The sequence below is a fragment of the Streptomyces sp. WM6378 genome (genome assembly GCF_001279695.1).
Classification (GTDB): Bacteria; Actinomycetota; Actinomycetes; order Streptomycetales; family Streptomycetaceae; genus Streptomyces.
The window spans coordinates 1-13419 of the sequence record NZ_LGDD01000041.1; the positions used below are offsets into that span (position 1 = coordinate 1).

Annotated in this window: 15 protein-coding genes and 1 pseudogene; 5 read left to right on the forward strand and 11 right to left on the reverse strand. The window is 67.7% G+C overall.

All coding sequences use genetic code 11. The features are described from left to right. Positions 1-78 precede the first annotated feature (78 nt). A complete protein-coding gene (locus ADK54_RS06505) occupies positions 79-636 on the reverse strand; it encodes a quercetin 2,3-dioxygenase (RefSeq protein WP_053724567.1) in 558 nt (185 codons plus the stop codon). A gap of 115 nt (positions 637-751) precedes the next feature. Here ADK54_RS06505 and ADK54_RS06510 point away from each other — a divergent pair, with 115 nt between their 5' ends. Beyond that, entirely contained in the window at positions 752-1195 is a 444-nt protein-coding gene (locus tag ADK54_RS06510; RefSeq protein WP_053724568.1) for a MarR family winged helix-turn-helix transcriptional regulator, read from the forward strand. An 897-nt stretch (positions 1196-2092) separates the two neighbouring features. Here the strand turns inward: ADK54_RS06510 and ADK54_RS06515 are convergent. From ADK54_RS06515 to ADK54_RS06530, 4 genes are all read right to left on the reverse strand, one after another. Beyond that, positions 2093-2533 (reverse strand): FG-GAP repeat domain-containing protein, encoded by a 441-nt coding sequence (locus ADK54_RS06515; RefSeq protein WP_053724569.1) that lies wholly within the window; start codon positions 2531-2533, stop codon positions 2093-2095. Between the two features lie 11 nt (positions 2534-2544). After that, positions 2545-2874, reverse strand: a complete 330-nt coding sequence (locus ADK54_RS06520) for a hypothetical protein (protein WP_053724570.1) — start codon at positions 2872-2874, stop codon at positions 2545-2547. A gap of 237 nt (positions 2875-3111) precedes the next feature. Beyond that, positions 3112-3816 carry a DUF2993 domain-containing protein gene (locus ADK54_RS06525; protein WP_234391943.1) on the reverse strand — a complete coding sequence of 235 codons (705 nt, stop codon included), beginning with the start codon at positions 3814-3816 and terminating at the stop codon, positions 3112-3114. Positions 3817-4113: 297 nt separating this feature from the next. After that, entirely contained in the window at positions 4114-4665 is a 552-nt protein-coding gene (locus ADK54_RS06530; protein ID WP_199826884.1) for an AAA family ATPase, read from the reverse strand. Between the two features lie 469 nt (positions 4666-5134). Between ADK54_RS06530 and ADK54_RS06535 the strand changes: the two genes are divergently transcribed. The 3 genes and pseudogenes from ADK54_RS06535 to ADK54_RS42985 form a co-directional block, all read left to right on the forward strand. Further along, positions 5135-5527 (forward strand): hypothetical protein, encoded by a 393-nt coding sequence (locus ADK54_RS06535; protein WP_053724571.1) that lies wholly within the window; start codon positions 5135-5137, stop codon positions 5525-5527. A gap of 148 nt (positions 5528-5675) precedes the next feature. Next, on the forward strand, positions 5676-7664 hold the full coding sequence (locus tag ADK54_RS06540; protein WP_053724572.1) for a transglycosylase domain-containing protein: 1989 nt from the start codon (positions 5676-5678) through the stop codon (positions 7662-7664). A gap of 330 nt (positions 7665-7994) precedes the next feature. Beyond that, positions 7995-8202 (forward strand): annotated as a pseudogene (locus ADK54_RS42985) (12-oxophytodienoate reductase); the annotation flags it as partial. A gap of 648 nt (positions 8203-8850) precedes the next feature. Here the strand turns inward: ADK54_RS42985 and ADK54_RS06545 are convergent. Together ADK54_RS06545 and ADK54_RS06550 are read right to left on the reverse strand one after the other, a co-directional pair. Continuing rightward, positions 8851-9039 carry a hypothetical protein gene (locus tag ADK54_RS06545; protein WP_053724573.1) on the reverse strand — a complete coding sequence of 63 codons (189 nt, stop codon included), beginning with the start codon at positions 9037-9039 and terminating at the stop codon, positions 8851-8853. Positions 9040-9591: 552 nt separating this feature from the next. Then, complete coding sequence (locus tag ADK54_RS06550; protein WP_053724574.1) at positions 9592-10188, reverse strand: TetR family transcriptional regulator; 597 nt, start codon at positions 10186-10188, stop codon at positions 9592-9594. Positions 10189-10287: 99 nt separating this feature from the next. On the opposite strand from ADK54_RS06550, the gene ADK54_RS06555 reads away from it, so the two are divergent. Continuing rightward, positions 10288-10986 (forward strand): nitroreductase, encoded by a 699-nt coding sequence (locus ADK54_RS06555; protein ID WP_053724575.1) that lies wholly within the window; start codon positions 10288-10290, stop codon positions 10984-10986. Between the two features lie 366 nt (positions 10987-11352). Here ADK54_RS06555 and ADK54_RS42995 read toward each other — a convergent pair whose 3' ends face one another. The 4 genes from ADK54_RS42995 to ADK54_RS45720 form a co-directional block, all read right to left on the reverse strand. Further along, positions 11353-11556 carry a hypothetical protein gene (locus ADK54_RS42995; protein ID WP_078966166.1) on the reverse strand — a complete coding sequence of 68 codons (204 nt, stop codon included), beginning with the start codon at positions 11554-11556 and terminating at the stop codon, positions 11353-11355. A gap of 295 nt (positions 11557-11851) precedes the next feature. Further along, entirely contained in the window at positions 11852-12238 is a 387-nt protein-coding gene (locus ADK54_RS45715; protein ID WP_159047646.1) for a hypothetical protein, read from the reverse strand. A 311-nt stretch (positions 12239-12549) separates the two neighbouring features. Further along, complete coding sequence (locus ADK54_RS06565) at positions 12550-12795, reverse strand: hypothetical protein (RefSeq protein ID WP_053724577.1); 246 nt, start codon at positions 12793-12795, stop codon at positions 12550-12552. A gap of 71 nt (positions 12796-12866) precedes the next feature. Then, on the reverse strand, positions 12867-13031 hold the full coding sequence (locus tag ADK54_RS45720) for a hypothetical protein (protein WP_159047647.1): 165 nt from the start codon (positions 13029-13031) through the stop codon (positions 12867-12869). Positions 13032-13419 lie beyond the last annotated feature (388 nt).

A 13419-nucleotide genomic window follows, 5' to 3' on the forward strand; every position in this document is an offset into this window, starting at 1 on the left:
GGCGGGCGGCGGGCGGCGGGGGAGCGCGGTCGGGGTGAGGTGCGGCGACAGGTGACCGAACTGCGGGCCCGGTCGCCGTCATCGAGTCCGCCACTGGTGGTCGGGAAGGAAGCGCACGTCGTACTGCTCGGGGACGCTTGCGAACTTGCCGGGCTGCGGGATGACCGGCTCGGTGGGCAGGCCGTGCTGTTCGGCGGGCGCGCCGAGGTTTTCGAAGAACCGCTCGAAGGTGCCGCCGGGACCGGCGGCGACGCCGACGACCTGGCTGTGGTGGCGCTCCATGCGGTAGGCGTGCGGACAGTTCTTGGGCACGAAACCGAAGTCGCCCGGGGTCAGCAGCTTCTCCTGCTGGTTTCCTGCGATGTCCTCGACGAACAGCCGGACCGCGCCGTGGGTGATGTAGAAGACCTCATGGGTGTCGGGGTGGAGGTGGGCGGGGATGAGGTCGCCCTTGGGGCCCTCCACGGTGAAGAAGTTGAAGGTGTTCTCCGTCTGATCGCCGCCCGCGTAGATCGTGATCAGATCGCCGAACAGGTGGGCACGGTCGCCCTCACCCTTTTCGATGAAGTAGGGCGTGCCCGGTTCGGCGGGTATGCGCGAGGCCCGCCGGTAGCGGGTGGCGTACTCGATGGTCATGCGGTGCTCCTCGGATCTGCCCTCGTAAAGAATGTCAGGTAGCCTGACATGGCAGGGTTCGGGCCTGCAAGCCGTGGGGATGGCCCAGTCCCGCTTTTGTCGTAGTGAGGAACAGATGCAATCCACCCGCCGCAATCTCCCCCAACTGCTCGGTGACGCCCGGCGCTGGTTCGAGGTAGGGCTGCTGGCAGCCTTGGAAGCAGGCGGAGCCGCGCCCGTGTCCCCGACGCAAGTGCAGCTCTTCGCCGTGCTGGATGACGAGGGCACCACGGTGTCGGAGCTGGCCCGGCGCATGGGCGTCACCCGGCAGACCGCGCACCAGGCCGTGCACGGTCTGGTCGCCACCGGACTGCTCGAACAAACCATCGACCCCGCCTCCGCCCGCCAGCGGTTGATCCGGCGCACCGAGGAAGGGGAACGTGCGCACCGACAGGCCGGCCTCGTCCTTGAACGGCTGGAAGAGCAGCTCGCTGAGCGGATCGGTCGGGCGAAGGCCGATGCGCTGCGCACGGCGCTGGAGGCGCCATGGGGCCCGCCGTCGGCCCCGAGCTCGGCGTGAGGCGATGTGCTGCCCGTCGCCCATAAGGCGTTCCCGTCGCCGGCTTCAGGCGGCTCACCCTCCATGCCGAGGCTCCGCGACGGCGGACAGATTCCGCAGCAGTGGAAACGGTCAGCGACCTCGGTGGCGTCGGGCGCGGCCTCCCGGATGGCCCGGCCGTTAGGCGCTGTCCCAGTCCCTGCACGCGATCTGGGCACTCGGAAGCGACTCCAGCCAATCGGCCAGCTTGGCACTGTCCCGGTCGGGCTCCCCCCCCGCTCAGTGCGGCCAGGACGAGGTGCAACCGCATCCCCGAGCGCCCGTCGGCCGGGGGGAGTGACAGCCCGCCACCAGACCTTCAGCCTCGGTCCGGCACGGGCATATCTGCTGGTCAGGTCGTCGACCCGAGCAACGAACGTCCGCCGCGAGCAGTTCGACACGTCACAGAGGAACCGCCGCACCGTCAATTTCATCAGCAACCAGCAACCAGCAACCAGCAACCAGCAACCAGCAACCAGCAACCAGCAACCAGCGGCCACCGACCGGCAGTTCGGCGAGGCGCCGCGGGCGGCCGCAAGTATCGGCTGTGCATGTGATGGGAGGCCGTCGAACAGTCCGGATACGTCACCGCCGGCACGGCGCAGTGCGCTACGGCCACCACGAGCCCGTCATCTCGCCGATTTCATTGAGCACCAAGTCGTTGGCCTGAGGCAAGAGGCAACAGGACACTCCTCTTCATCCCGGTTCATCCTGGACAAGTCCCTCATGACCGGGGCATTCCCGCTTTGGGGTGCGATCGCCACAGGCGGAGGCCCCGACCATCCCGGATGTTCATCAGCCGACGGGCTTCGGCAGTGGCAGACGTGCGGCCCCGACCGACCCCCTCCGGGATGGTCAGAGCCGCACCTCAGGCGTCTGTCAGTACAGGCCCCGGTAGATGTTCCAGCCGCGGCCGAGGCTCACACGGGGACGGAAGCCGCCCGTGCCCGTGCCCTTGTAGCTGAACAGCTCGCCCTCGGAGCTGATGGCCAGCAGGTCTCCTTTGCCGTCGCCGTTGATGTCGCCGATGGCCGTCAGGTGGGTGTATTGCTGCCAGCCACTGCCGAGTCCGACCCGGTCTTTGAAGGGCGCGTGGGGATCGCCCGTTCCCGGATACAGATGCAGCGCACCGGCGGGAGTTCGGGCGAGGATGTCGGCTCGGCCGTCGCCGGTGTAGTCGCCCGCGCCGACGATCGTGTCGTACGTGTTCCATCCGGCGCCGAGTTTGATCCTGTCGGCGAAGTGGACGACAGGGTAGGTGCTGACGCCCGGATAGAGATACGTGATTCCGGCGCTGTCACGCGCCAGGAGATCACCCATGCCGTCACCCGTCAGATCCCCGGGGCCGGTGAAGTTCGTGAAGCCGCCCCACCCGAAGCCTTCCAGCCGGATGGCCTGCGGAAATAAGAACGGTCACCGAAGTGGCCAGTGCCGTCCCCCGGATAGATGTACAGGGCGCCGTCCACGGTGCGGCCCACCAGATTGCCGATGCCGTCGCCCGTCATGTCGTCGCCGCCGGCAATCTGGTGGTAGCCGTCCCAGCCGTTCCCGACCTTGACCGGCGGTTTGAACATGTTGGTGGGGATGCCCGTACCGGCGAAGAAGTAGAGGTCACCATCAGGGGTCCGGGCGCTCGCGGAGTTCCGCCTGTCGCCCCGCACACAGCAAACAGCACGGCGCCCGGCGAAGCTCGGGCGCCCTCTATGGTGCGAACGTCCAGGCAATGGCACAAGCGGGCCGAGTGGAACCGAGGGGAAGCCGCACGGGCGTCCTGGCGCAACGCACGCCGCCTGTGAGGCACGGCAGCCACGTCCCGGGCGTCCTGATGCCGTGGTGCTTAAGGCCGCACCTTTGTGTAACCGGCGCCGCCTGGAGGGGCGCAGTGTTTGAAGCGGGGTTCATCTGCTGAAGCGTGAGGTGCCGAGGGTGACTTGGTGGCCGGTGAGGGTGATCTCGATGCCGTCCGGGGTGGAGCGCGCAGCGGTGAAGCCGGTGTTGTCGGGAAGGGTGATCTTCCACGCGGCGGTGGCGCGTGGGGCGCCGGGGACGGTCAGGGAGAGCTCGTTGCCCTGTGCCAGCAGGGTCGCGGTGCTGTCCAGCGCGGTCCCTTCCGCCGTGCCTGTGACCTTGAATTGCGCTGCCTGGCCGTTCGATCCGTCGGCGGGGGAGGCCTGGAGTTTGCCGCCGCGGCCGGCCAGCCGGGTCACCAGGTCGGACAGGTCCTTGTAGGTCAGGGTCAGGGTGCCGGTGGCGAGGTTGGCCTGGGCGCTGCGCGCGGTCAGCGACGTCACCGTCACGTCCTGGAGGTCCAGGTGCAGGCGGTCGATGTCGAGCCAGTCGCCCTGCCGGTTGCCCGTGGTGGAGAGGTAGAACTTCCGGGCTGTCAGGGAGACGTGGTCGAAGGTGCCGTCGGCGGCCTGGGTCAGGAAGGGGAAGCCCTCGATCGACACGTCCATGGCAGCGTTCGTGAAGTCGTACTTGTCCTTGGCGAGCCGGCCGGCTTCCTGGTCCGCGTAGTGCACGGCTATCCGGTCGGCGGCCGTGAACAGCACGGCAAACACCGCGAACGTGATCGCCAGAATCTTCACCCATCGACGTCTCACGCCGAATCCCCCCCCGCTGTTGCGCTGTTTGATGTTGCTGAACGCCACATTCTCTCACCGGAGTTGAACATGTTCAAACCGGTGGGTGGTGGTTGGGTGGTGTGGCGGCGGACGGGCGGCGACGTATCCCGCTGGGACGGTGCTGGAGAAGGGCGTCGCGTGAGCCGGCGGGACATTTGTCCCGTGGCGGTCAGGGTGCTCCGCTCTGTCGCGGGGCTCCGAGTCGCCGTTCGGTCCGGGGTGGGCTTCGGTCCGTCGGTCTGCCAGGCTGGTTTCGGGAGTCGGTCTGTGTGGAAGTCAGCGCACCAAGGCTCGGTGGTTGGCCTCGCGGATGACCTGATCGGCGGTTTGGTCGGCAGTGAGGGCCGCGGTGTCGAACCACCAGCCGACATCGCCGAGTTCGCGCTTCATGTCGGCGTCGAGACCTTCATCGCCATCGAAGTCGAACCGCTCGCGTGGGTCCCTGATCGTGTTGCGGTACCGGCACACCTCGATGCCCGGCGTGAGGACGACGAACAAGACCTGCCGAGCCGGGAGGAGGCTTACGAAGACGTCCAACTGTCTGCGGTCGGGGATCACCCAGTCGATCACGGGCGTGAAACCTGCGTCGGAGACGTTGTTCGCCAGCATGCACAGGTTGCGGTTGCACAGGTCCACTTGCCGAGCCGCTTCGTCGGCCGGCTCGCCAAGGGCCCCGACGCGACCGCCGACAATCAGCCTGCTGATCTGGTCACCGTCGAGCCGCGCGGAGCGTGGCAGCCGCCCGGCCACCAGCCGGGTAACCGTCGACTTCCCCGCCCCGGGCATCCCCGTCACGATCAGACAGCTCGACCCCTCAGCAGCGATCACGTCCGGAAGCCTGTCAAGGTACGTGCTGGCTGGCAACTGCATTTCCAGGTGCGGGCGTCGGCAGTTGGACGGGTCGAGTGAGGAATCGCGGCGAGCGGGTGGGGCGGGAGTGAGCAGGGGGCGGGGACTTTGAGGCTCTGGCCGCAATTCCGCGAACGATCTTGCGAGGGTGGAACGTCGAGATGGGGAAGGCGTGGCTCGGCCAGGTCGGCGAGCGAAGCTCGGGCCGCCGTTGACCTGTTGGGGCGGCTGACCAAGTCGTCGAGCGCAACCTGGCCGACACCGGCTCTGTCCCGTAGGTCAAGCGGTGGGTCGTGGAAGCAGACGAACGGGATCCTGATGTTCTGCCGTCGGCTGGTCCGCGACGACGAACACCGGCTGGCCACGTCGCGTCACGGGTCCTCTGGGAGATGACCTCCGTCATGACGCGTCGGCTCACGGGCACCACGCTGTTCTCCTGGAGGACCGCGTGAGCGACAGCCCGCAGATCGGGGACGTCCTCGCCTACGTCGACGCCCGCGAGCGCGAACTGGGCAAGCAGGCCGGACAGCTCCGCTCGTCCATCGAGGAACTCACCGCGCGCCTTGGCGAACTCGACGCGGAGAGCGAGAACCTGTGCGTCACCCGCAAGACCCTCCTCGCCATCCGCAGACTGGAGCCCGTCGAGGAGACGCCCTGTCTCGACGTGCCGGACCACCCGGCCTACCAGCAGATCCTCACCGACGCCGGCCGTCCGATGCGCGCCCACAGCCTGTGTGAGGCATTCGATCCGCCGATCCTCCCGAAGAACACCGAAGGCATGCACCAGGCCGTGGTTCAGCAGTCCGCGCAGATTGAACATTCCGGGCCGGAACGTGAGTGACAACCTCAGCTGTCATGGAACTCTCGTAGAAGCAGCTGTCATGGAACGGTCATAGACCCGTCATGGGACGCTCATGAAAGGCGGCCAACCGTTCGGTGTGCCCCGTTCATCTTCCCGGCGACACCGATATCCAGGGATTGGTCGGACCGTGGGCAAGAGGCAGCAGCAGGAGAGCCGAGAGAAGCCGGCGAGGCGTCATCCGCGGGGCAGGCGCTTCGTCGACTATCCGCGCCGGGGGAGAAGAGGCCTGCGCCGCTGGCTGCCGTCGTGGCGGCTGGTACTGGGCACGGTCGTGCTCGGTGTGGGCGCTCTGGTCGGCCTGTTCGCCTGGGCGTATACGAGTGTGGACATCCCCGACGAGAACGCCGTCGCCGTCCAGGAGGCCAACACGTACTACTGGGCGGACGGCACCCAGATGGTGAGCCTCGGCAAGGTGAACCGCAATATCGTCCACCTCTCGGACGTGCCGGAATCCGTACAGAACGCGGTGATTGCCGCCGAGAATGAGAGTTTCTACAGCGACCCCGGAGTCTCGCTACAAGGAATTCTACGGGCCGCCGTCAGTACGGTGGAGGGGCAGGAGACGCAGGGTGGTTCCACCATCACTCAGCAATATGTGAAGAACACGTATCTCTCGCAGGAGCAAACTCTCACCCGAAAGGCCAAGGAGTTTATTATTTCGCTTAAGCTCGACCGGACGAAGAGCAAGCAGGAAATCCTCCAGGGCTACCTCAACACGAGCTGGTTCGGCCGCGGGGCGTACGGGATCGAGGCCGCCGCACACGCGTACTACGGCATTCCGGCGAGGCAGCTCGATCCGGGCCAAGGGGCCGCGCTGGCCGCGCTCCTGAAGGGCGCCGAACTCTACGACCCGGCGACGAGCCGCGCCAACCACGAGCGTGCGGAGGACCGCTGGAAGTGGATCCTCGATCGCGAGGTCGAGGCCGGGCTGATGTCGCAGCAGGAGCGCGACAAGCACCGGACCTTCCCGGAGCCGGACAAGCAGTCCATGGCCACGAACCTCGCGGGCCAGACCGGCTATCTCGTCGACGTGGCCAATAAATACATCAAGGCGCACTCCATGATCACCGACCAGGACCTGGCACACGGCGGCTACCGGATCCACACCACGTTCGACAAGAAGCAGGTGGACCGGCTCACCGCGTCCGTCGAATCCGTCCTGGCGAAGAACATCGACCCGAAGAACCGGGAGGCCGACCGGAACATCCAGGTCGGCGCCGCCTCCGTACGCCACTCCGACGGCGCCGTCCTCGCCCTCTACGGCGGGCCCGATGCGACGAAACAGTTCACCAACAACGCCGACACCCTCGGGGTGCCGGTCGGCTCGGCCTTTAAACCGTTCGTCCTCGCGGCGGCTCTTCAGTACGGCACCGAAAGAAGGGACGGCGACCGGACGTCGGTGCACTCCGGGGACTTCTACGGCAACGCCGGCAAGCTCCAGAGCCCGTCCGCGACGGCCGCTCCGGACAGCTCCCACCCGAGCCTGCGCCAAGCCCTGGCGGCGGGCGGAAACGCCACCTATGTCCGCCTGGGCAAGGAGGTGGGACTGGAGGAGGTGAAGGACACCGCGATCCGGTCGGGCCTGCTGGAGAACAGCATGGCTCCGCTGGAGGACACCTTCTCCGTCGGCACGTCCACGCCCAGTGCGATCCGCATGGCGGGCGCGTACGGCACCTTCGCCAACCACGGCCTCCAGAACGACCCCTACTCGGTGACCAAGCTCGTCAAGGACGACGAGTCGGTGGGCGGCTTCGAGAGCCGCACGAAGGCCCGGCGCGCCCTGCCCCGAGAGGTTGCCGACGAGGTGGGCGACGCCCTGCGCGAGGCGGGGAGCAAGATGTTCGCCGGCGACACGGAGTGTGCCGTCGGCGCTCCCGTCGCGGCGGGCCGCACCGGCGACCAGGACCGTCTGAAGTCGGCCTGGTTCGTGGGCTGGGCGAAGAACACCTCAACCGCCGTGACCATGTTCCGTATGCAGCCCACGGACGGCAAGCTGCTGCCGATGTCGGACGTGGGCGGTGACACGGGACAGCGGGGGAACGCCTTTCCCGCGAAGATCTGGCGCGACTACATGGACGCGAACCCGCGCGGCTGTACTCCCGCCAAGGCCGGGTAGCTCTGGTCCACTTCGGGGGATCAGAGCCCACCGCCCAATTGGCACAGCCATGCCCGGCCGGCGTCGCAGCGAAGGCTTCGACATCCTCGGCCCGGTTTGCCTGTGCCAGGGGTTGCTGCAGCCGGATTCCGCCGTGGCCTTGAGCCGCGCGGCCCGCCGGGCGGTGAGATGCAAGGCTCGCACCCGCTCACTCGCCCGGCCCTCGACCGCGACGGCCTCCTGCAGGACAGGGGCGTCGGTCTCGGCGACGGCGATCCGGAATCGGGCGGCGACCAGCCCCTCCAGACCTGTGCTTGATATCGAAGGCCTGGGTTCGGCGGGCGGGGCACCCTCGCCCGCCCGGTCCAGCTCAATGGCCTCACCGTGCCGAACCGGATTGTGATGGCGCCCATGAGCCGTCAGTTCTCCCCTGGCGGTATCCCGAGCGAGGACGTGGGTGTCGTACTACGCCCGCCGAGCGGCCGCCGGCGTCGGTCTGATCGTCACCGAGGGCACCTACGTCGGCCACAACTCGGCGGGCCAGAGCGACGACATCCCACCGCCGACGCCCATGCCGCAGGGATCGCCTGCGGGGGCGGCGCCACCACCGGCCGGGTCGCCGTCAACAGCTGCATCAGCGCCCAGCGCTGGAAGGACGGCAAGGTCTTCTTCCGTGACATCACCGCCTACGCCAAGCTCCGGAACACCGGCCCGCGCGGCGTGAACGTTTCTTACGAGGCGTTCTTCCGGCGCGAGGTGAGATGGTTCTGGCCGCAGTTTCGTGAACACTCATGGTTGGGTGAGGATGCGGATCCGGAGGAGCCGGAAGGATGCCCGGCTGTACATGCTCCTCTTGATCGTTTTCACTCTGTTCACGTTGCCCTCGACGACGCCGGGGCTCTATTCCCGGGTGAGGCCGGCGGTGACGGCAGCGAGGTCTTGGCGGAGGAAGCCGCCGAAGCTCTGAACGGGTGCGGGAGCATCCTGTTCGGCCTGGCGGATCCAGTCCAGGTCGCATAGGGGGCCACGGCCCGGGCGAAGTCGACCAGCGTCCACATCGACCGGCCGTGACCGCGTGCGTCCACCCACGTCGGCGAACTCCCTTACCCGGTACGCGATCTGGTTCAGCGTCCGGTGCAAAGGCTGGGGTACGCCCCGCTGGCTGTCGCCAGGTCCCAGAGATTCTGTCCCGCTGCGCAGTGGCTTCTCAGCCGAAGGCGGAGAACGAGCCTTCTTCTCTCATCTTCTGGGCGCGCCGTACCCCGCTCCAGTCCAGTGCCTGCCGCGCTTCGTTCTGGGTCTGCTCGGCCACCGCCCGGGTTTCGGCCAGGACGTCGCCGCGTTCGCGGACCAGTCGCTGGTAGATCGGTGGATGGGATATCTCTGTAGGGTTCATGGGACTTGATCTTTCCCGTTCGGCGTGAATCTGTCAGCCGGCTGACCCGTCGGCGTTCTGTGACGTCGGACTCGGCCCGCCAGAGGTGGTGACCCACTTGGGTGGGCGGACCCGTGACAGCGGCCGGCTGGAGCTCGCATGTCAGGGCCAGTTGTGGTGTGACTCTCTGCGGCTGATAGGGGCGGCCTCTTGCAGTACGCAGGCCTTCAATGCCCGCTTGCGGGGAGGTAGTTGTGGCTGTGGCGCTGCATAGCCAAGGACGGCCACCTTCCTGCCTACCCGTCGAAGACCTCGCCGCCCAAGAAGTAGTTCGAGCCGCCACGCCCCGAAGGAGCCGTGCTCGTCTCTGAGTTGGTGCGGACCGCGACTGGCCGGCGCGGATCGCGAACGGCTGGGCTGCGTACCAGACGCGGGAGAACGCCCCTGGACACCCAGGCAGGTCGACCGACGGGCGACCGGCAAGCCGCCGGGTGGGGCTGCCGTCGGGACGCAGGCTCCAAGGCCTGCCTACCGCCCTTGGGACGGGCAATGGAGTACAGGTGTGATGTCCCGTCAGCCCCGGCGTGCCAGAGCGCGTTCGAGGAGGGTCTCCGCTGCCGCTCGCGCGTGCCGACCGTAGTCCGCTTCGCCCAACACCATGGCACGACTGGCCGCACCGTCCGCGAGGGTGACGAGCTGTTCGGCGAGCGCGGCAGGTTCGTGGCAGCCCAGCTCCCTCACCAAGGCGGTAACCAGCTGAACCATCCGCAGTTTTTGTTCGCGGGCGTAGGAATGGACCGCGCTCTCAGGGTCGGGGAACTCCGCGGCGGCATCGATGAACGGGCATCCGCGCACCAAAGCGGCGTCTCCGGAGGGTTGGTCGAACAGTCCGAGGATTCGCTCCCGTGGAGGGGTGTCCTCGCAGGTCAGCCCGCTCTCCAGGGTGGCGCCCGACGACGCGAGGTCCTGCAGGTGAGCCATGACCAGATCGCTCTTGGTCCGAAAGTGCGCGTAGAGCGTGCGCTTGGACACCGGAGCATGCTCCGCGACCTGTTCCATGCCGGTCGCATTGATTCCCTGGGCCGCGAACAGCTGTGCGGCGGCAGCCAGAATGCGCTCTCGGCCTCCACGTCCCTGCCGTCGAGGTGCGGTCGTCGTTGTCGTACCCATGAGGCAAGTATACGAACGCGTTTACTTCGGCGGGATCATCTCGCTAGGATCATTTAAAGTAAACGGATGCGTTTACACATGTCCTGAGAGGAGTACGCGATGAAAAGCCGAACCCGCATTGCCTCCACCGCGCTGAGTGGTTGCGCGGAGAAGCTGATACGCGGCCGTCACGCGACGCGCGCGTTCCGTCCGGAGGCCGTGCCTACGGACACGATGCGCGCGGTCTTTTCGCTGGCCGGCGCCGCACCGTCCAACTCCAATACCCAGCCGTGGCAGGTGGAGGTGGTGAGCGGCGCGCCGCGTGTACGCCTGGCGAAAGCCTTACGGGCGGCCCACGCCGGGCAGCGCACCTCGGCGGACCTTCCGTACTCCGAGGACATGTACGCGCAGGTGCACCGTGTGCGCCGGGCCGCGTTCGGAGCCGAGCTGTACGGAGCGCTCGGCATCGGCCCCGACGACCATGCGGCACGTGCGGCCTACGGCGCGGACAGCCTCAGCTTCTACGGCGCCCCACATGTGGCGTTCCTGTTCGTCAACGGCGACGGCGGGCCACGGCTGGCCGCCGACGTCGGCGCCTATATGCAGACCCTGCTCCTGGCGATGACCGCGTATGGCGTGGACAGTTGCCCGCAGGGACTGCTGAGCTTCTACGCCGACACCGTCCGGGGCGAGCTCGGCGTCACCGGAGGAAAGCTGCTCGTGGGCATCTCCTTCGGCTATGCCGATGAGAGCGCACCGGTGAATCGAGTCACGACCGAGCGCGCCGCGCTTGAGGTGACCACGGCCTTCCACGGTTAGGTGTCTCTGACGGCGTTTGCTGGGGCGGGTGGAACAGCTGACGTGTCCCGGCCCGACATCCCGGTATCGACGATGTGCGCACCCAGCTCCCCGCTACCGCTACGGCTTCGGAGACGAGCGGCCGCACTCCCCGCGTGCGTCGCCCTGGACGCACCCGGACGGAGACCGCCAACTGGCCTCCGCTCAGCGCCCGTTGCTCGCCAGCTGGCCCACGCTCGTACGCGAAGATTACAGCGGGCGGAGTTGGAGGTAGGCGTAGGGGCAGAGTCGGCAGGGCGAGTGCCAGCGGCGCGAGCCGTCCGGGTAGAGCGTGATGCCGTGTGCGGCGGCCGGTGGTGCGGCGTCGGAGGCGGCTTGGCAGGGTGGTTACCTCAAGTCGCCGTTGATCCAGGCGATCAAGCGTGGCAGGGTGGTGCATCTTTCCGCCGCGATGTAGTCGCTGTAGCGGCGGCTGGTGTCGATGGTGCACGCGGGGACGTATACGGGCTGGCCGAGGAACCAGCCGGACGCGAAGACGGCACACAGGATCACGGCGGCGCCCAGACGGCGCGGGGTTATCCAGGAAGGCATCCGCGGAGTGTCGCACGATACGGGTGGGCTTGGCCGGTGAGGCGTTCCCGCGGACCCCTAGTCGGATCTGACTCGCCTGCGAACCCCCCGGTGTTCTTGGCTTCGGCAGCACCACCGGTACCGACGGCACAGGTGGCTCCGGAAGGCAGGCGCCCCGGCCCCAGTCGACGGGGGTGTATCTGGTCAAGCTCCCGGGCTGGGTGAACAAGCCCGGGCCCACGCCGACGGTGTCGTACCTGGTCCGATGGGACCGTCGCTGACCGGCCGCACCACAGAAGGCGAGCAGGGCCCGGATTCATCCAGCCTCTGCTCGCGTTCTGTGCGGTGTCACTGCTTGGGGTACTCGTACTCGGACTCGCTGAGTGGGCACGCCCGCCATTTCCAGGAGGAGGCCCCGAAGTTGTGCTCGGCGACGATGACGATGACGACGTGCTCGTCGGGCAGGCCGGGCGCTGGTCTGCTGCGCGAAGAGTTTGAGCAGGTCAAGGTGGAACCCGTCCGGGATCAGCGCGTTGGTGTTGCCGAAGCCGGCCGCGACGGCGACCGGCTCGCTGGGGTGGATGCCGAGCACCTCCACGGTGCTGGACGTCTGCGTGAAGCCGATGATGGACTCGGCCCTCACCAGCGGCGTCCCCAGGGCGCTGGTGCCCTTGTCGGCCGCGAGGACCCACACGATGGCCACGGCCCCTTCCGTTCCTCCTGCTGACAGTGAGCGGCTCCATCATCGGTGCCCTGGGTGCGCGGCGGGGCCGTACAGTCGACTGGGAGTCCGCAGCCAGTTCCAATGGCTGCGGACTCCCTTGTCGTCTGCGGTGATTCAGACGGCCTTCGTGCCGCTGCGGGCCCTGACCCAGCTCGGTGAGCTGTCCGGCGACCGCCGCGCCCTGTACGGCACCGTCCTGTAGCGGGTGTCCCGCCGGGATGGCCGGGCATCGCTGGTGGGTGCGGGCAGTGACGTGGTGTGGCTGGCCCCGCGCCGGGCGGTCACCGCCGTCACTCGTCGGTGCAGAGGACTTGGTCCCGAGTGATTTGTACGGGGCGGGCGCCGGGGTGGCAGTCGCGGGGGATGTACCGGCCTTGGGCGCAGGTATAGAACCCCTGCTCTCCGACGGACATGGCTCCTTCCCGCTGGCAGGACCCGAACGGGGTGGGGTGGGGTGTTGCTGCGCTCGGGGTGGACAGGGGGATGACGGCTGCGCCGGCCAGGAGCAGGGCGGTGACGATCGGGCGGACACGCATCGGGATTCTCCTGTTCTCGTGGGATGGGGTGCCGGTCTAACGCGGGGTGACTGTCAGGGACTTCGTCGGCGTTATCTGAGGCCTCCGAGTGCGGTGACGGTTTGGATGACGTACCCGGCGACGGTGGGGAGGTCGACGGCGGGGGCAGCGGCCGGGGCTCCGTCGGCTGATGCGGTGGTGGTGGCGAGGCCGAGGACGCAGGCGGTTGCGAGGAGGACTGCGGCGGTGCGGCGCATGAGGCATTTCCTCTTGTAGTCGAGGTTTGAGTAGGTGACTGGTCCAAGCTGCCGTATGGCTGCTCAAGTTGGTGGATGGACACGCGCTGGGAACCCGAACGGGGGGCCGGTCTGGCAGCCGCAGAAGGCAAGCGGCGGCTACAGCGACGAGCCCCCATCCTGAGGAGTCACGAACCGCGCGCCCTGCGCCCGGGTATGTGAGTACGAACCTGTCATCGCACCATCGCCGCGACCGTTGCCTGCCGACGGCGATGGTGGCGGGGCCGGGGGCAGGGTTTCCTCGGCGGTGTGTTACTGACCTTTCCGATGGGTTGTCGGGCTGGTGTCATCTGTAGGTGGCGAGAGGCCGGTGCCGTCGAGGCAGCCGTCGATGAGGTCTGGTGTGTGC